Below are 16,345 nucleotides of genomic sequence, written 5' to 3' on the forward strand. Positions count from 1 at the left end.
GATCCTGCGATGGAGACAGCTATAAAAGCTGGCGGCCTGCGATCAACCGGCCGCCGTGTCGCTCGTCGATGACTCAAGTCGTTGGTCGCGCGCGCGGCGCAATTTGCGCCGCCAGCGCAGGCGGATCCAATTGTCCCAGATTACCGCCGCGAGCAGGAAGCCGACCACCGCGGTGACGACCGAGATTACGAACAGGCCCGCGATCAGAGCCGGCGCAGCGTCGGACAACAGCCACCGCGCCCATTCGCCGACCGATGCGCCCTTGTCGATCATGATCGAGAAGGTCGCGACATTCGCATGCAGCCCGAACAGATCATTGCCGAGCCAAACCGCCGCGGCGATCAGCAGCGGCGTCGTCGCGGGGTTGGACAGGAAAGTCATCGCGACGCCGATCGGAATATTGGCACGGAAAGGCAGCGCGAGCATTGCCACGCCCAGTATCTGCGCGCCAGGGATCAGGAAAAAGATGCCGACGAACAGGCCGAGCGCGGTGCCACGGCGCACCGAGGTGCGGGTGAAGCGCCACAAATGGCTATGCGCGACGCGATGGGCAAAGGGCTTGACGAACCGGCTTTCGAGCAGCTCCTCACGCGACGGCGAGTGGCGCTTGATCCAGTTCATCACCGCCGCCTTGTCGCGCGGCTTCCCCCCGCTCATCCCCGTTCCTTCATCAATCGCTGCTTGTCGCGCTTCCAGTCGCGTTCCTTGATCGACTCGCGTTTGTCGTGCGCCTTCTTGCCCTTGGCGAGCGCGAGTTCGACCTTCGCGCGCCCGCGTCCGTTGAAATATACGCTCAAGGGCACCAGCGTCATCCCTTGCCGGGCCACCGCCGCGTGCAATTTATTGATCTCGCGCGTGTTGAGCAGCAGCTTGCGGGGTCGGCGCGGTTCATGATTGAAACGGTTGCCATGGCTGAATTCGGGGATGTTGGCGTTGATCAGCCACACCTCGCCGCCGGCGACTTCGGCATAGCTTTCGGCGATCGTCCCCTCGCCGAAGCGCAACGATTTCACCTCGGTGCCCTGCAGCGCGATCCCCGCCTCGAAAACCTCGTCGATGGCATAGTCGAAGCGCGCCCGCCGATTTTCGGCGACGACCTTCTTCTTGTCGAATTCGGGGGCGGATTGCGGACGGGCCATGAATGAAGAAAACCTCGAGGAAGAAAACCTAGAGAACGCCCGCCGAAACCAGTGCGGCATCGACGGCGGCGCGCGATGCAGCGGACGCCGGAATGATAGGTAGGCGCAGATCGGCCGAAAACCAGTCGTGCACCCGCGCCAGCGCATATTTGACCGGCGCCGGTGACGCGTCGGTGAACATCGCCTTGTGCAGCGGAAACAGCCGGTCGTGCAGGACCAGCGCGCGCGCCCAGTCGCCCGCGGCGCAAGCGGCGGCGAAATCGGCGCACAGGCGCGGCGCGACATTGGCGGTGACCGAAATGCAGCCCACCCCGCCCAGAACGGCGTGCGGCAACCACAGGTCGTCGTTGCCGCTGAGCTGGCAGAAATCGGCGCCCGCCCCGGCCCGGTGCATCGTCACGCGCGCAAGGTCGCCGCTCGCATCCTTGGTCGCGACGACCGTCGGAATTTCGGCGAGTTTGCACATGGTTTCGGCGCTGATGTCGGCGACGGTACGGCCGGGGACGTTGTAGACGACGATCGGCAGATCGCTCGCGTCGGCGAGCGCCCTGAAATGGGCGAGCATGCCTTCCTGGCTCGGGCGGTTGTAATAGGGCGCGACGATCAGCGCGGCGCTCGCCCCTGCGGCCTGCGCATGCCGCATGTGGCGGATCGCGGTGGCGGTGTCGTTCGACCCGCAGCCGGCGATCACCGGCACCCGTCCTGCCGCCGCCTCGATGCACGCGTCGATGATGCGATAATGTTCGTCGAAGCTCAGCGTCGGGCTCTCGCCGGTCGTACCGCACGGCACGAGCGCGCTCGTCCCCTCTTTGATCTGCCAGTCGACGAGGCGGGCAAAGGCCTGCATATCCAACGCACCGTCGCGAAATGGCGTCACCAAAGCGGGAATCGACCCCGAGAACATGCTCCGCTCCTTTACAAAAAGCCGCTTTCACCGATAGAATCCGGTCAGCGCGCCGCGTCATGAACGCCTATTCAGCGCCCTGCAAGGAGTTTGCCACTAACATGGCCGGCATGTTTTCGCTGCCCCCAATTTCCCGCCTCGCGCTCGCTGCAGCGCTGCTTGTCCCATCGGTCGCCACCGCGAGCGAACTGACGCCCGATCAGATGGCGTGGTATCGCGCTCAGATGGGGCTCGCGTCGGTCTCGACCTCGCCGCCGAGCGCGACCAACACCGTCGGCGACGCGGTGCTCGAATGGCGGCGGCTGACGCAGGACCAGACTGCGTCGTTCGACCGGCTTTCGCGGTTCCTGATGGCCAATCGCGACTGGCCCGATGCCGACAAGATGCGCGTCCGCGCCGAAAAGGCGATCGCGATCGACAGTTTCGATCCCGCGCGCACGCTCGCCTATTTCCAGGCCTTTCCGCCGCGCACCGCGAGCGGCGAGCTGCGTATGGCGCTAGCGCTTAACGCGTCGGGCCGCCGCGACGAAGCCTATGCCGCGGTGCGCCGGGCCTGGACCGGCGGCACGCTCGATGAAGCGGAGGTCAGCCGGGTGCTGAGTCTCTTCCCCGGCGCGATCTCGCTCGCCGATCATGATGCACGCATGGACAAGCTGCTGTGGCTGGGCGCGACCGGCCCCGCCTCGCGCCAACTCGCCTTCACCTCGCCCGACCGGCGGCCGATCTTCGCGGTGCGGCTCGCAATGCGCAGCGGCACGGTCGACGCCGCGATGCAGGCGTCGGCGATCGAAGCGCAATATCCGTCGCTGACCCGCACCGACCCCGGCTATATCGCCGACAAGGCAACGTGGCTGCGCAAGGCGGGCCGCGTCGGCGAAGCGCGCGCGCTGCTCGCTGGGCCGCGCAATCTGGCCTCGGCACCCACTGATGCCGAGGAATGGCTCGAAACCCTGCTCACCAACGCGCGCCAGGCCGATGCCGCGGGCGACAAGGTGACTGCCTATAATATCGCGCGGCAGCTTGATGACGCGCTGCCGTCGGGGACGGTCGTGCGGGAACAGCCGCTCGGCGTGCGCGACGATTATACCTCGCTGGCATGGCTCGCAGGCCAGCTCGCTTACAAGAGCCTCGGCCGGCCAGGCGAAGCGGTACGGCTGTTCCGCGCTTATGGCGAAGCCGCGCGTTCGGCGCAGACGCGCACCAAGGGCTTTTACTGGGCGGCCCGCGCCGCGCTCGCAGCGGGCGACACGGCTGCGGCCAATGCGCATTTCGCCGACGCGGCCGAGCATTATGACCAGTTTTACGGCCAGCTCTCGCTCGAACGGCTTGGCCGCCGCCAGCCCAAGCCCGTGCCCGTCCCGACGATCCGGGTCAGCGCATCGGAGCGCGAGGCATTCGATGACGACCGGCTGGTGCGCGCCGCGCGCGCGCTGGGCGAGATTGGCGCGTGGCGTGAACAGTCGCTGTTCCTCCGTGCGCTGGCGCAGCGCGCGACGACGCCGACCGATCATGTTCTGGCGGGCCAGCTCGCCGCGTCGATCGGCCGTCCCGACCTCGGCGTCATGATCGGCCGCAGCGCACAGGCGAACAGCCTCGACGCGGTCGAGGTTTCGGGCTTCCCCACGGTGCGTGTCCCGGCGGGGCAGGAAAACAACTGGACCTTCATCCACGCGATCACCCGTCAGGAAAGCCAGTTCGACCGCCAGGCGATCAGTCACGCCGGCGCGCGCGGGATGATGCAGTTGATGCCGGGAACCGCGCGCGAAGTCGCAAGCAAGCTCGGCCTCGGCTATGACGCGAGCTCGCTGACCAGCGACACCAATTATAATATGACATTGGGGTCGACCTATTTTCAGCAGATGCTCAGCTATTTCGGCGGCAGCTATCCGCTCGCGGTCGCGGCCTACAATGCCGGGCCGGGCAATGTGAACAAATGGCTGCGCGCCAATGGCGATCCGCGATCGGGCACGGTTGACATGATCGACTGGATCGAGGCGATTCCGATTTTCGAAACGCGCAACTATGTCCAGCGCGTGCTCGAAAATGCGGTCGTCTACGACACGCTGCGCGACGGCGACCGGTCGCTGCCCAATGCACCGCTGAGCTTCTATCTCGGCAAGCGCACACCCGGCTGACCGGTCGATGGCGGGGGACAAGACCAATATCATCAGCCCGTCGGGCTTCGCCGCGCTGCGCGCCGAATATGATCTGCTGTTCGTAACCGAACGCCCCAAGCTCGTCGAGACGATCAGCTGGGCGGCCGGCAATGGCGACCGCAGCGAGAATGGCGACTATATCTACGGCCGCAAACGGCTGCGCGAGATCGACCGGCGGCTGTCCTTCCTCGCGCGCCGGATGAAGGCCGCGCGGGTCGTCGATCCCGCGGAACAGCCCGACAAGCACCGTATCTGGTTCGGCGCCACGGTCGAACTCGCCGACGAGGAGGACGCGCGCCGCACCGTCACGCTGGTCGGCGACGATGAGGCGGATGCGGGCGCCGGCCGGATCGGCTGGAACAGTCCGCTGGCCCGGGCGCTGCGCGGCGCGGCGACCGGCGATTTGCGCACGGTCCAACTGCCCGCGGGGCCCAAGGAATGGGAAATCGTCGCCATCGCCTATCCGTGATCGCGGCACGTGCCGCCTGTGCGCGCGATCACAGCGACGCGCGAAAGATCGTGCGAAGCCATCCGATCGTCACGCAAGGAGAGGGTCGATGCGGGGAATCATCATCGTTGCATTGTCGCTGGCGGCAACCGATAGCCAGGCGATGCAGCCGCCGGGCGACGCGCAGATCAAGGCCGAACTGGGCCGCGGCGAAGAGATTGAAGCACGCATCGCGGGCGACCTGAATGGCGACGGCGTCGATGACATCGCCTATATCGTGCGCGGCGACGTCAAGAGGATATTGCGCGTCCGCCTGGCCGACAAGGGCAAGGGTTTCAGCCGCGCGCCGCAGGGCATGCTCGACCTCGACGCCTACCCGCTCGGCGCAGCCGAGATGTCCGTCGCGAAAGGCGTATTGGTCGTCAAGGATCTGACCGGGGGAACGACCGCGACGGCGGCAACCTATCGCTTTCGGCTAGACCCGGAGACTGGGCGCATGAAGCTCATCGGCCTTGATGCAACGATGTATAGCCGCACCTTCGCGCACGACGGCAGCGAACTGAGCTGGAACCTGCTGACCGGCGACGTCATCACCTCGACGCTCAAGCTAAGCGGGTCGCGCGAAAATGCATCCTATCAAAAGACGGGACTCAAGCGCTTCCGCCGCCCGATCCGCGTCTATTGGATGGAAGACGCCCCCAGCGGCGAGGATGCGTTCGGCGCTGCCGCCAGATAATTATTGCCCCTGCCCCATCAGCGCCGGGATGATCCAGACCACCGACAGCACGATGACCGCCAGAAACAGCGAAATCGCAAGGACATAGCGCACGCCGTTGCCTTTGACGCCGCTGCTGGCTTCTTCGTCGGTCACTTCGACATGGTCGTCGACGACTTTCATGGTTCGTCTCCCTTCAGACTGTCTGCATCCAACGCGGGGCTGGACAGCGCGGTTCCCGCGCGCGGGGCGCGCGGGGATGGGAGAGTGAAGCCAGAGGGTCTGTAAGCCGGGTTCTGTCCACCCCGTTGCCGGGGATGGGCGATCATTCCTCTAGGCGGCCGGTTGCCCGGACGCTCAAGCAGTCAACCCGGACGGCGGGGCCGGAACCAGCCCTGAGTCACCTCGTGCCATCCCTATTCGACCTTGCTCCCGGTGGGGTTTGCCGTGCCGCGTCCGTTGCCGTCCGCGCGGTGCGCTCTTACCGCACCCTTTCACCTTTCGCCGGGCCGAAGCCGTTGGCGGTCTGCTCTCTGTGGCACTTTCCCTTGCTCCGGTTGCCCGAAGCCGCCGGACGTTATCCGGCACCGTGGTTTCCGTGGAGCCCGGACTTTCCTCCCCCGCTTGCGCGGCGGCGATCGCCCGACCCTCTGGCCTCATGCGGTTATAACGCGAACGAACGCCGATTGCGAGCGATTGCGCGAACGACTGACATGGGTGGATCCCAGCCTTTTAACGCTCGTCCTGCTGAATCAAGTTCAGGATGACGATGCTGCGATGTCTCGCTTCGGTCACTCCCGCTCGATCAATCACCCTCGGGCTGCGGCAGCAGCAGTGCGAGCAGGATCGCGCGGCATTCGCCGTCGATCGTTCCGTCGATCAGTTCGGGGCGGAAGCGGCGCTGAAAGGCGACGGTCGCGGCAAAGCCGTCGGTGACATCATAGCCGAAACGTTCGAGCGCGAGCAGGAAGCCGGCGTCGGTCCATAGCGGATCGGTCAGTTTCTTGGTCGGCCGCGGCAGCGCCAGGCGCCGGCGCGCCAGCTCACCCCACGGAAAAAGCTCGCCCGGATCCTGCTTGCGCGTCGGCGCGATGTCCGAATGACCGACGACATTGCCGCGCGTGATCGCGTGGCGGTCCTTGATCTGGTGCACGAGCCGCACGACCGAGGCGACTTGCGGGTCGGGAAAGGGGACATAGCCGAATTCATGGCCGGGATTGACGATTTCGATACCGACGCTCGCCGAATTGATGTCACTGATGCCGCGCCAGTGCGACTTGCCCGCGTGCCACGCGCGCTTGTCCTCGGGGACCATATGGGTGATCTGGCCGTCTTCGCTGACGACATAATGCGCCGACACCTTCGCCTCGGGATCAGCAAGCCGATCAAGGGCTTCGGCGCCGGTCTTCATGCCGGTATAATGCAGCACGATCATCGAGATGGGCAGCGCGCGCTCGTCGAAATTGGGTGACCAGCGTTCGATAAAGTCGCTCATGCGTGTCGCGGCCCGTTCCTGCCCTGCCTTGTGTTCGCTTGCGCCAGTCGAGCGCAAAATGCAAGGTCAGGCCGCGACCGGCGCGCGCACCTGCTGATCGGCCGGCTCATAAAGTCCGCGCAGACGGCGGCTCGCCACGAACTGGTCGGTCTGGCCGAGCACCGTCTCGCCCGCTCCCAAGACCAGAAAGCTTTGCGGCGCGGCCACGGAACGCAGCCGCGCGAAAGCCTTCTGGCGCATCGGCAGCGAGAAATAGAGCAACAGGTTGCGGCAGAAGATCAGATCGGCCGGGCTGGCAAGCGGCGGGCGGTCGACGAGCATATTCTGCACGGAAAAGTCGATCCGGCGCCTCAGGTCGGCCTTGGCAAGCCAACCGCCTTCGGTCTGGTCGAACCATCGCACCATGCGCTGCACCGGCAGGCCGCGCTGAATCTCGAACTGGCTGTACAGCCCGACGCGCGCGCGGCTGATAGCATGATAGCTGACGTCGGTGCCGACGACATCGACCTGCCACCCCGCCCATTGCTCGCCCTGTTCGGCGAGCAGCATCGCCATCGAATAGGCTTCCTGGCCGGTCGACACGCCGCAATGCCAGATGGTCACGCGCCGCTTGGCCGCATTGGTTTCGCGAATATGCTCAAGCGCTGTCTTCGCTATGTCATCGAACACACTGTGTTCGCGGTAGAAATAAGTTTCATTGTTGAGCATCGCATCGACCGTGTCGTCAAGCAGCTGCCGGCTGGTCGAGGTGACGAGTGCAGCGACGAGCGCGTCGAGATCCGCGATACCGTGACGCTGCATCACCGGCTTCAGCGACATTTCGATCCGCCATATCCGGTTCGGCGACAGCGTCTGGCCGGTGCGCGATTCGAGCACGCCCATCAGCACGCGATAGGCGGACTCGCTGGCACCGCCGCCCATCATGACTTTTTGCTGCCGCCAAGATAGGAGCCGAGCATCAGCGCGATCGCATCGGGGTTGAGCGTCGCCGCGGCAATGCCCGCCTTGGCAACGGCACCGGGCATCCCCCAGATAACGCAGCTTTCGGGCGCCTGCGCGAGGACGGTCCCGCCTGCATCCTTCAGCCGCGCCGCGCCGGTCGCCCCGTCACGGCCCATGCCGCTCAGCACGACGGCCACGCCCCCGGCGCCGTAGACATCGGCGACCGAAGCCAGCATCGGGTCGGCGGAGGGGCAACAACCATTGTCGACCGGACGGCGATCGAGCGCGATCTCCTGCCGCCGCCCTGCGTTGACGACCATCAGATGGGCGTCGCCGGGGGCGAGATAGATATGGTTCGGCAACACCGGCATGCCCGCCGCCGCGACGCGGACGGTGCGCACCGTCATCGTCGCAATCTGGCGCGCGTAAAATTCCATGAAGGCATCAGGCAGATGCTGGGTCAGCAGGATCGGCGCCGAAATTCGCGGGTCGAGATTGACGAGGAAGTTGGTGAAGGCCGGAATGCCGCCGGTCGACGCCGCGACCGCGATGCAGGCCAGCGGCGCCGCCGTATCGAATGCCACCGGGACCGGGGGCGGAATTTCGCGGCGGGCGAGCCGCGCCTCGGGCGGGTTCGGCTGCCGCTGGCCAAGCGACAGGATGCGGTCGGTCAGAATCTCGGCGAAGCGACCCGAAAAGCTGCCCCGCCCCGGCTTCGCCAGCGTATCGCTCGCGCCGAGCGAGAGGGCGTCGATCGCGGCCGGGCCGCCTTCGACACAGTTCGACGAGAGGATCAGGACACGGGCGTTCACGGCGCTGCGCAGGATATGCGGCAGCGCGTCGATCCCGCTCATCCCCGGCATTTCAATATCGAGCACCACGACATCGACAGGTTCGCTCGCGAGAAAGGCAAGCGCATCATGCGCCGATGCAACCGACGCACACACCGTCAGCCCCGGTCTCCCGTCGACAATACGTTCAAGGATGCTGCGGACAACCAGGCTGTCGTCGACCAGCATCACGCGAACCGTGCGCGCCGCCGGTATGTCGGTTTCGACCCTGGGGTCGGTCAGCGAAGATAGGGGCAGCGACACGTCCGGGCTCAGGCAACGCCGACGAGTTGCAATTTCCCTTCCAGCGTCTCGCGATCGAACGGCTTCATGACATATTCGTCGGCTCCGGCCTCGATCGCGGCGCGGATATGGTCGATGCTGTTTTCGGTCGTACAAAAGACGACGCGCGGGCGCTCCTCGATCCCGAAATCGAGATCGTTGAAGGCGCCGAGAAATTCCATCCCGCTCATCACCGGCATATTCCAGTCGAGCAGGATCACGTCGGGCCGATTGGCGCGGCAGAAGGTCAGCGCCTCCTGCCCGTCGGCCGCTTCGTCGACCGAAAAGGACATGCTTTCAAGAATATGTCGCGCGACCTTGCGAATGACTTTGCTGTCATCGACGACCAGACAGGATTTCGACATTTATTCCTCCGACCCCCGGAATTTACGCCACGTTACGGCCAAGGGGTGTCCACTATGTTAATACGGCCCGCATCACGCTGCCTTAAGCGCGGGCGGTACGATAAAATGCGATGGATCGACCACGAGCAGCGACGCGCCCTCATGCTCGATCATCGCTTCGGCGACACGCGCCCATCCCGGCATCAGCTTGCCGGCCAGGCGCGTCTCGGCCGCGTCGATGAAGCACACATCCTCGATTTCATCGGCGAGCAGCGCGTAGCCATGTTCCGCAACATCGACCACGATCACCCGCTGCCCGCTCGCCACCGCCACCGGCGGCAGGCCGACGACGACATGCGGGTCGATCAGCGTGAAGACGCGGCTGCGCAGCGCGAACAGGCCTGCGACGTGCGGCGGCGCGCCCGGCACCTCGACCGGTGCCCCGACCGCGACCACCGAATTGATCGAGCGCGAGCGCAGTGCGACGCGCGTGTCGGCGATACGCGCGATCAGATACAGTTTTTCCATCATGACCGCGCTCCTCCGACCTTACGGCGCAGCGCCGCGAGCAAGCCCGCCCGATCGTAGCGATAGACGCTCGCATCCTCGGGGCTTGCCGAAACCGCTGCCGATCGCAGGCAGATGACGGGAAGCTCGCCCGCATCATGGGCGCAGCCCTGCCCGCTTTCGGTCAGGCACAGCATCACATCGGCCCCCTCGCCCGCGTCGGCGGCCGTGGCAACGCGGTAGCCCGCGCCGCGTAGCAGCGGCGCCAGAAAATTCTCGCCCCACCCGTCAGCATCGCCTGCGAGCCGGCACAGCGGCGCGCGGCCCGCGACGGCGGTGCGGCCGCCGGCGTGACACTCCATGATCCAGAAAGGATCGATGAGTTCGACGGGCTCGCCACCGACCAGCACCACGCCCGCGATCAGGCCCGGTGCCGACGCGGGTTCGACCACGTCGGGCAGGCGCACGATGTCGATCACCGCCGCGATCGGGTAACAGATCACCGTATCGCCGTCGTACAGCCGAAGCAGCTTCACCGCCGCCTCGCCGGCAGGCACCGTTGCCGCATGGACCGGGAATATCTCGTCGCCAACCTGCACCCGAACGGCGCCGCCGCTTTCAAACAGTGCCGATTGCGGCACTTCTTCGACCCGTTCGATCACCGACAGGCGAACACCGCGCGTGCGGCCGTCGGCCTCGCGGAACAGCAGCAATTGCGTCGCGTTGCGCGCCCGTTCGGCCTGCGCCTCGCGTTCGTCGGCGCGGTCCTGACTGCGGCCAGCCTCACCGGCATCGACGCCCGACGCCGCGAGCAGCCCCTGAACATCGAGCAGCAGCACCGGCCGCCCGTTGTCGGGCAGCGTGGTGCCCGCATAAAGGCCGGTCGCCATGATCATCGGTGCGGCGGGCTTGATGACCAGTTCCTCATGGTCATGGATCGCCGCGACGCTGAGCGCATAGCTCTGCCCCTGCCCAGGCCGGATGATGACGAGAGCGCGGTCGTCCACATCGTCGTCGTCGCCGCGCTGACGCGCCAGCACATCCTCGAGCCGCAGCAAGGGGAATTGCTCGCCGCGCACCGTTGCGATTTCGCCGCCACCGAGCCGCTCGATACGAACGCTGTCGTTCGTCTCGAGCAGAATTTCGCGGACCGATCCGCGCGGAATGGCAAAATATTGCCCTGCAGCGCGCACCATCAGCCCCGAAATGATCGTCAGCGTCATCGGAACGCGCAGCAACACCGACAGGCCGCGTCCCTCTTCATTGCGCAGTTCGACGAGGCCGCCGATCTTTTCGACATTGGCCTTGACGATGTCCATGCCGACGCCGCGGCCGGAAATTTCCGTAATCTGCGCCGCGGTCGAAAAGCCCGGACGAAAGATCAGCTCCAGCTTTTCAGCCGGCGTCAGCGTCCGTGCGTCGGCCGCCGAGAGCAGCCGGTTGGCGATCGCCTTGGCAACCAGCGCGTCGGGCGAAAGGCCGCGCCCGTCGTCGCTCACCTCGATTTCGATCTGATTGCCCGACTGGCGCGCCGAAACCCTTATGGTGGCGGTAATATCCTTCCCCGCCGCGACCCGCTCGTCGAGCCCCTCGATCCCGTGATCGATGGCGTTGCGGACGATGTGGATCAACGGATCGCGGATATTCTCCATCATCTCGCGGTCGAGTTCGACCTCGCCGCCGCTCGTGTCGAAATGGATCTTCTTGCCGAGTTCCTGCGCCAGATCGCGCACAATGCGCGGCAACGGCGCAAACAGCTTGTCGATGCGCTGCATCCGCATCTGGCTCACCGATTGGCGCATTCCCGCGATCGAATCGGACAAACGGTCGAACGCGCCAATCAGCGCCGCATCGGCCCCGGATTCGCGCAGCATCCGCGCGAACTCGTTGCGCGCGAGCACGATGTCGGTAACCCCCGTCATCACGCTGTCGAGCAGCGGCAGCGGCACGCGGATCGACCGCCAGCCCTGCAATTCGGTGATGATATCATCTTCGCGCCGCATCCGGATCGCCTCCGGAACCGCGGGCGCCGCGTCCGCCTGCACCGGATCAGACGCATCGGCTGACAGGGCGGCGATCACGTCGCCATCCTCACCCGCCGGCTCGGCGCCTTCGCTCGCCAACCGCTCGCACAGCATCGACAGTCGATCGACGATGGCGAGCACGCCGGTGACGAGCGCGGCGTCGGGCGCGCGATGACCGCGGCGAACCTGGTCGAGCGCCTCTTCGGCGGCATGCGAAAGCGCGGTCACGCGTGGCAACGCCAGAAAGCCCGAGCTTCCCTTGATCGTGTGCATCATCCGAAAGATAGAATCGAGCTGCGCCCGGTCGGTCGGATCGGCCTCCCACACGACCAGCGCCCCGCCGGCATCGGCAAGGATTTCCGACGTTTCAGCCAGAAAATCGTTCAGAAGATCGTCCATCGCGGTTCCGCTGCGCCCCAAAATCAAGGCGCAACCATGACCGACAATGGTTAAGGAGCGCTTTACCCGGCGGGCCGCAGCACCGCGCCGACGAGCAACGACGTCGGCGTTTCGCGCGCCAGCATCACGGTGCCGTTATTCTGCGCCGCCACCGCCTGGACGAGCACCGCGGGAGCGGTTCGTGAGGTCATTGCGGCGGCCGCCTCGCCTTCCGCAAGGATGCGTTCGACGTCGGCATCGACAAGGATGCGCTCGGCCTCGGCATGCAACGCGATCTCGATGTTTTCGCCCTGCCGCTCGCAGCCGATGTCGAGCCGTCCGCCGCGAACCAGGGCATCGACCAGGATCAGCGCGAGGTTGAGGATGATCTTGACCGCCGGCTTGGGCAGAGCGTCGTCGCCGATCATCCAGTTGAGCGTGATCGGGCGGTCGGCCATGATCCCTTCGATCGCGCCCTTCGCTTCGGTCGGCGGCACCGCTTCGCCGAAGCCCCCCGCCGATCCGAAAGCGAGCCGGAAGAATTTGAGCTTCGCCGCCGATGTCCGTGCGCTTTGTTCGAGCAGGTCGACCACCCGCGCCCGCATCTCAGGGTCTTTTTCATCGGCCAGCAGCTCGAGGCCGTTGGCAAAGGCTCCGACGGGGCTCAGCAGGTCGTGACACAGGCGCGAGGCCATCATCGAGGCGAAATCGACGCGATCGTCGGTCATGGATGCATTGGCTCCCCAAGCTCGGCAGTTTCCGGCACCGCTGCTCCTAGGGCAGCCGCCCCCTTCAGGGCAAGCGCCATCCCCTTGAATATTGCCCGGACGGGGCCACATGACGACCAATGAAGGGGGACGACGACATTCTGACCGTGGCGTTGGGCGACAGCGCGGCCGGGTTGCGGCTCGACCGGGCGTTGGCAGAGGCTTTGCCCAGCCTGTCGCGCGAGCGCGTCAAGACGCTGATCAAGGGCGGCCGCGTCACCGATGAAGGCGGGCGCATCCTGTGGGATCCCGCCGCCAAGGCATCCGCACCGGCGAAGCTCGAACTGCGCCTGCCCGCCCCCGCCCCCGCGCATAATGTGGCGCAGGACATGAATCTCGTCATCGCCTATGAGGACGAGCATCTGATTGTGGTCGACAAGCCCGCGGGAATGGTCGTTCACCCTGCCGCCGGCAATCTCGACGGCACGATGGTCAACGCGCTGCTCCATCATTGCGCTGGGCAATTGTCGGGAATTGGCGGCGTCGCGCGCCCCGGCATCGTCCACCGTATCGACAAGGATACGAGCGGACTGATCGTCGCCGCCAAGCACGACAAGGCGCATGAGGGGCTGGCGAAGCAATTTGCGGCGCACAGCATCGACCGCCGCTATCTCGCGATCGCGACCGGCCGCCCGATGCCCGCCAACGGCACGGTAGAGGCCGCGCTCGGCCGGTCGAGCGTCAATCGCAAGAAGATGGCGGTGGTCGAGCCGGGCCGCGGCAAACATGCGATCACCCATTACCGGACGATCGAGCCGCTGCGGGACGCAACCTTGGTGGAATGCCGGCTGGAAACGGGCCGCACGCATCAGGTTCGCGTCCATATGGCGCATATCGGCCACCCGCTCGTCGGCGATCCGGTCTATGGGCGCGCCCGAAAGCCGCTTTCGGACCTGCTGAAAGCCCGCCATTTTGCGCGTCAGGCGTTGCATGCAGCCCATTTGGGCTTTATTCATCCGGTGACCGGTAACAGCATCGCGCTCGACAGCGAACTCCCAGCAGACATGCGGGAACTGATCGATGAACTGCGCGTTTAGGTTTCGAATGAAAATCTATTTTGACCGCGAAAGGCAATTGCGGCAGGATATTTTCAGGTTTTAGGGAAGACACTCTCCATGGCTAATAAAAGCAATGTTCCGGCAGTGGTGCCCGCGCTCGGCGGTGAGGCGAGCCTGAACCGCTATCTGGCCGAAATCCGTAAATTTCCGCTTCTGACGCCCGAGCAGGAATATATGCTCGCCAAGCGCTTTCAGGAGCATGGCGACAGTGAAGCTGCGGCGCAGCTCGTTACCTCGCACCTGCGTCTCGTCGCAAAGATCGCGATGGGCTATCGCGGCTATGGCCTGCCGGTTAGCGAACTGATCAGCGAAGGCAATATCGGCCTGATGCAGGGCGTGAAGAAATTCGATCCCGAACGCGGCTTCCGTCTCGCCACCTATGCGATGTGGTGGATCCGCGCCTCGATCCAGGAATTCATCCTGCGCTCGTGGAGCCTAGTGAAGATGGGCACCACCGCGGCCCAGAAGAAGCTGTTCTTCAACCTGCGCCGCATGAAGAATAATCTCGAAGCGTTCGAGGACGGCGATCTCAGCCCCGAAAACGTCGCCAAGATCGCAAAGGATCTGGGCGTCACCGAGGACGAGGTGGTCAGCATGAACCGCCGCATGGCGATGGGCGGCGACACGTCGCTCAACGTGCCCATGGGCGAGGATGGCGACAGCCAGTGGCAGGATCTGCTCGGCGACGAAGGCCCGCTTCAGGACGAACGCGTGGCCGAGGCCGAAGAACGCGACGTGCGGCACGAACTGCTCACCGAAGCGCTCGCGACACTCAACGAGCGCGAACGCCACATTCTGACCGAACGGCGTCTGACCGACGACCCGAAAACGCTCGAGGATCTGAGCCAGGTCTATGACGTCAGCCGCGAACGCGTCCGCCAGATCGAGGTCCGCGCCTTCGAAAAGCTGCAGAAGGCGATGCTCAAGCTTGCCGGCGAACGCCGACTTATCGGCGCCTGAACGCTAATCCTTGCTCCCGCCCCGGTTGGGGGCGCAGTTAGAGGTCTTGTTCCGATCGCGCGCTTGCCTCAGGCGCGCGAGCGGTTAATTTGCCCGGCATGGCATCCCGATCCCGCGCAAGAAAGCGCAAGCTCCCCTGGTATCTGCGCCCCTTCAAATGGCTGATATGGTTCGCCATAGGGACGGCGGCGTGGGTGCTTGTCTATGCGGTGGTGCCGCCGCCCCTTACCTTCACCATGCTCGCCGACAGCAACGGCATCACCAAGGACTGGACGAGCCTTTCGGCGATCGACCGCAATATGGTCCGCGCCGCCATCGCCGCCGAAGACGGAAAATTCTGTACCCATAACGGCTTCGATACCGAAGCCATCGAAGCTGCGATCGAGCGCAACGCCAAGGGCAAGCGGCTGCGCGGCGGCTCGACAATCAGCCAGCAGACGGCAAAGAACGTCTTTCTGTGGCAGGGCAGCGGCTGGACCCGTTATCTGCGCAAGGTGCCGGAAGTTTGGTTCACCTTCCTGATCGAAACCTTCTGGAGCAAGCGGCGGATCATGGAAGTCTATCTGAATGTTGCCGAGACGGGGATCGGCACTTATGGCGTCGAAGCGGGCGCCCGGCGTTATTTCAACCATGGTGCGAACCGCCTCAGCCCGGCCGAGGCCGCGCGCATTGCCGCGATCCTGCCGCTCCCCAAGAAGCGCGAGGCGATCAGTCCGTCGGGCTTCACACGCCGTTACGGCAATATGATCGCCGCGCGCATCGGTCAGGTCCGACGCGATGGTCTGGACGCGTGCATCTATAAATAGAACAGCACAAGCGGCGCGCCGCCTTCAGTCCTGGCTGCCTCAGTTTTGGCTGCCTCAGTTTTGGCTGGGAGTCACGGTCGCGACGACGGGTTTGGGCGTGATCGCCTCTGCCGCGACGACGCGCTTCGTGTCGCCATTGGCGATTGCCTTTTCGAGCGCCGCGACCTGCGGGCATTTATCCTTGCACAGCCGCTGCACGTCGGCGAGCTTTTCGCGCGCCAGTTCGATCGCGCCCTTGTCGGCGAGCGCTTCGCCCTGCCCCGCCAGCGCGGCGATGTCGTTGGGTTCGAGCAGCAGCGCTTCGCGATAAAGACCGATGGCCTTGCCCGGCAGGCCCTGAGCGCGCGCGACCTGCGCCAGCGCGACAATCGCCGAACGGTTGCGCGGGTCGGCGGCGAGCGCCGATTCATAGGCGTCGATTGCGGCGTCGAGATCGCCCTTCGCCTGCGCCGCCTGGCCCTGGTTCATCAGCGCGACGGACTGGGGCAGGATATCATTGTCGGCACGCTGCGCATCGGAGGCTACAGGCAGGCTGGCCAGAACGAGACCGGCGCCAAGGGCCAGTAAACTGATGCGCATCGCATTCTCCC

General features: G+C 65.3%; 18 protein-coding genes and 1 other RNA gene. 6 read left to right on the forward strand and 13 right to left on the reverse strand.

The window, feature by feature from the left end:
- Positions 1-42 precede the first annotated feature (42 nt).
- From P1IM2_RS10030 to dapA, 3 genes are read right to left on the reverse strand one after another with little or no spacing between them, the layout of a single operon-like run.
- Positions 43-657: a DUF2062 domain-containing protein gene (locus P1IM2_RS10030; protein ID WP_186402356.1), complete on the reverse strand. Its 615-nt coding sequence runs from the start codon at positions 655-657 to the stop codon at positions 43-45.
- Positions 654-1,139 carry an SsrA-binding protein SmpB gene (smpB, locus tag P1IM2_RS10035; protein ID WP_062902814.1) on the reverse strand — a complete coding sequence of 162 codons (486 nt, stop codon included), beginning with the start codon at positions 1,137-1,139 and terminating at the stop codon, positions 654-656. The genes P1IM2_RS10030 and smpB overlap by 4 nt, the downstream gene beginning before the upstream one ends.
- Positions 1,140-1,167: 28 nt before the next feature.
- On the reverse strand, positions 1,168-2,043 hold the full coding sequence (dapA, locus tag P1IM2_RS10040; protein WP_186402357.1) for a 4-hydroxy-tetrahydrodipicolinate synthase: 876 nt from the start codon (positions 2,041-2,043) through the stop codon (positions 1,168-1,170).
- A 101-nt stretch (positions 2,044-2,144) separates the two neighbouring features.
- Between dapA and P1IM2_RS10045 the strand changes: the two genes are divergently transcribed.
- From P1IM2_RS10045 to P1IM2_RS10055, 3 genes are all read left to right on the forward strand, one after another.
- Positions 2,145-4,178, forward strand: a complete 2,034-nt coding sequence (locus tag P1IM2_RS10045) for a lytic transglycosylase domain-containing protein (protein ID WP_186402358.1) — start codon at positions 2,145-2,147, stop codon at positions 4,176-4,178.
- Between the two features lie 7 nt (positions 4,179-4,185).
- A complete protein-coding gene (gene greB, locus P1IM2_RS10050; protein WP_186402359.1) occupies positions 4,186-4,668 on the forward strand; it encodes a transcription elongation factor GreB in 483 nt (160 codons plus the stop codon).
- 88 nt (positions 4,669-4,756) lie between these two features.
- Positions 4,757-5,383, forward strand: coding sequence for a hypothetical protein (locus tag P1IM2_RS10055; protein ID WP_186402360.1), 627 nt, complete (start codon positions 4,757-4,759; stop codon positions 5,381-5,383).
- Here P1IM2_RS10055 and P1IM2_RS10060 read toward each other — a convergent pair whose 3' ends face one another.
- The 9 genes from P1IM2_RS10060 to P1IM2_RS10100 all read right to left on the reverse strand — a co-directional run bounded on the left by P1IM2_RS10060 (position 5,384) and on the right by P1IM2_RS10100 (position 12,892).
- Positions 5,384-5,545 (reverse strand): hypothetical protein, encoded by a 162-nt coding sequence (locus P1IM2_RS10060; protein WP_186402361.1) that lies wholly within the window; start codon positions 5,543-5,545, stop codon positions 5,384-5,386. It abuts the gene before it with no gap.
- Between the two features lie 86 nt (positions 5,546-5,631).
- Positions 5,632-6,016, reverse strand: an RNA gene (gene rnpB, locus P1IM2_RS10065) — RNase P RNA component class A.
- Positions 6,017-6,167: 151 nt separating this feature from the next.
- Positions 6,168-6,857: an N-acetylmuramoyl-L-alanine amidase gene (locus tag P1IM2_RS10070; RefSeq protein ID WP_062768003.1), complete on the reverse strand. Its 690-nt coding sequence runs from the start codon at positions 6,855-6,857 to the stop codon at positions 6,168-6,170.
- 66 nt (positions 6,858-6,923) lie between these two features.
- Entirely contained in the window at positions 6,924-7,781 is an 858-nt protein-coding gene (locus tag P1IM2_RS10075) for a CheR family methyltransferase (RefSeq protein WP_120649319.1), read from the reverse strand.
- Positions 7,778-8,893 carry a chemotaxis-specific protein-glutamate methyltransferase CheB gene (gene cheB / locus P1IM2_RS10080; RefSeq protein ID WP_186402362.1) on the reverse strand — a complete coding sequence of 372 codons (1,116 nt, stop codon included), beginning with the start codon at positions 8,891-8,893 and terminating at the stop codon, positions 7,778-7,780. Before cheB ends, P1IM2_RS10075 begins: the two co-directional genes overlap by 4 nt.
- An 8-nt stretch (positions 8,894-8,901) precedes the next feature.
- Positions 8,902-9,276, reverse strand: a complete 375-nt coding sequence (locus P1IM2_RS10085) for a response regulator (RefSeq protein WP_003050271.1) — start codon at positions 9,274-9,276, stop codon at positions 8,902-8,904.
- A gap of 72 nt (positions 9,277-9,348) precedes the next feature.
- Positions 9,349-9,786 carry a chemotaxis protein CheW gene (locus P1IM2_RS10090; protein WP_234179855.1) on the reverse strand — a complete coding sequence of 146 codons (438 nt, stop codon included), beginning with the start codon at positions 9,784-9,786 and terminating at the stop codon, positions 9,349-9,351.
- Complete coding sequence (locus tag P1IM2_RS10095) at positions 9,783-12,185, reverse strand: chemotaxis protein CheA (RefSeq protein WP_186402363.1); 2,403 nt, start codon at positions 12,183-12,185, stop codon at positions 9,783-9,785. Before P1IM2_RS10095 ends, P1IM2_RS10090 begins: the two co-directional genes overlap by 4 nt.
- Positions 12,186-12,247: 62 nt before the next feature.
- Positions 12,248-12,892: a histidine phosphotransferase family protein gene (locus P1IM2_RS10100; protein ID WP_186402364.1), complete on the reverse strand. Its 645-nt coding sequence runs from the start codon at positions 12,890-12,892 to the stop codon at positions 12,248-12,250.
- Between the two features lie 119 nt (positions 12,893-13,011).
- On the opposite strand from P1IM2_RS10100, the gene P1IM2_RS10105 reads away from it, so the two are divergent.
- From P1IM2_RS10105 to mtgA, 3 genes are all read left to right on the forward strand, one after another.
- A complete protein-coding gene (locus P1IM2_RS10105; protein WP_186402365.1) occupies positions 13,012-13,968 on the forward strand; it encodes an RluA family pseudouridine synthase in 957 nt (318 codons plus the stop codon).
- 78 nt (positions 13,969-14,046) lie between these two features.
- A complete protein-coding gene (rpoH, locus tag P1IM2_RS10110) occupies positions 14,047-14,949 on the forward strand; it encodes an RNA polymerase sigma factor RpoH (protein WP_003050258.1) in 903 nt (300 codons plus the stop codon).
- A gap of 98 nt (positions 14,950-15,047) precedes the next feature.
- Complete coding sequence (gene mtgA / locus P1IM2_RS10115) at positions 15,048-15,755, forward strand: monofunctional biosynthetic peptidoglycan transglycosylase (protein ID WP_186402366.1); 708 nt, start codon at positions 15,048-15,050, stop codon at positions 15,753-15,755.
- A gap of 54 nt (positions 15,756-15,809) precedes the next feature.
- Here the strand turns inward: mtgA and P1IM2_RS10120 are convergent, their stop codons facing one another.
- On the reverse strand, positions 15,810-16,334 hold the full coding sequence (locus P1IM2_RS10120; protein ID WP_062903258.1) for a tetratricopeptide repeat protein: 525 nt from the start codon (positions 16,332-16,334) through the stop codon (positions 15,810-15,812).
- Positions 16,335-16,345 lie beyond the last annotated feature (11 nt).

The organism is Sphingopyxis sp. P1IMeth2 (assembly GCF_900185685.1).
Taxonomy (GTDB): Bacteria; Pseudomonadota; Alphaproteobacteria; order Sphingomonadales; family Sphingomonadaceae; genus Sphingopyxis; species Sphingopyxis terrae_A.

Bases quoted from the DNA above. Each gene is read 5' to 3' on its own strand.
- P1IM2_RS10030 (WP_186402356.1), bottom strand. From the start codon at position 657: ATGAGCGGGGGGAAGCCGCGCGACAAGGCGGCGGTGATGAACTGGATC.
- smpB (WP_062902814.1), bottom strand. From the start codon at position 1,139: ATGGCCCGTCCGCAATCCGCCCCCGAATTCGACAAGAAGAAGGTCGTC.
- dapA (WP_186402357.1), bottom strand. From the start codon at position 2,043: ATGTTCTCGGGGTCGATTCCCGCTTTGGTGACGCCATTTCGCGACGGT.
- P1IM2_RS10045 (WP_186402358.1), top strand. From the start codon at position 2,145: ATGGCCGGCATGTTTTCGCTGCCCCCAATTTCCCGCCTCGCGCTCGCT.
- greB (WP_186402359.1), top strand. From the start codon at position 4,186: ATGGCGGGGGACAAGACCAATATCATCAGCCCGTCGGGCTTCGCCGCG.
- P1IM2_RS10055 (WP_186402360.1), top strand. From the start codon at position 4,757: ATGCGGGGAATCATCATCGTTGCATTGTCGCTGGCGGCAACCGATAGC.
- P1IM2_RS10060 (WP_186402361.1), bottom strand. From the start codon at position 5,545: ATGAAAGTCGTCGACGACCATGTCGAAGTGACCGACGAAGAAGCCAGC.
- P1IM2_RS10070 (WP_062768003.1), bottom strand. From the start codon at position 6,857: ATGAGCGACTTTATCGAACGCTGGTCACCCAATTTCGACGAGCGCGCG.
- P1IM2_RS10075 (WP_120649319.1), bottom strand. From the start codon at position 7,781: ATGATGGGCGGCGGTGCCAGCGAGTCCGCCTATCGCGTGCTGATGGGC.
- P1IM2_RS10085 (WP_003050271.1), bottom strand. From the start codon at position 9,276: ATGTCGAAATCCTGTCTGGTCGTCGATGACAGCAAAGTCATTCGCAAG.
- P1IM2_RS10090 (WP_234179855.1), bottom strand. From the start codon at position 9,786: ATGATGGAAAAACTGTATCTGATCGCGCGTATCGCCGACACGCGCGTC.
- P1IM2_RS10095 (WP_186402363.1), bottom strand. From the start codon at position 12,185: ATGGACGATCTTCTGAACGATTTTCTGGCTGAAACGTCGGAAATCCTT.
- P1IM2_RS10100 (WP_186402364.1), bottom strand. From the start codon at position 12,892: ATGACCGACGATCGCGTCGATTTCGCCTCGATGATGGCCTCGCGCCTG.
- P1IM2_RS10105 (WP_186402365.1), top strand. From the start codon at position 13,012: ATGAAGGGGGACGACGACATTCTGACCGTGGCGTTGGGCGACAGCGCG.
- rpoH (WP_003050258.1), top strand. From the start codon at position 14,047: ATGGCTAATAAAAGCAATGTTCCGGCAGTGGTGCCCGCGCTCGGCGGT.
- mtgA (WP_186402366.1), top strand. From the start codon at position 15,048: ATGGCATCCCGATCCCGCGCAAGAAAGCGCAAGCTCCCCTGGTATCTG.
- P1IM2_RS10120 (WP_062903258.1), bottom strand. From the start codon at position 16,334: ATGCGCATCAGTTTACTGGCCCTTGGCGCCGGTCTCGTTCTGGCCAGC.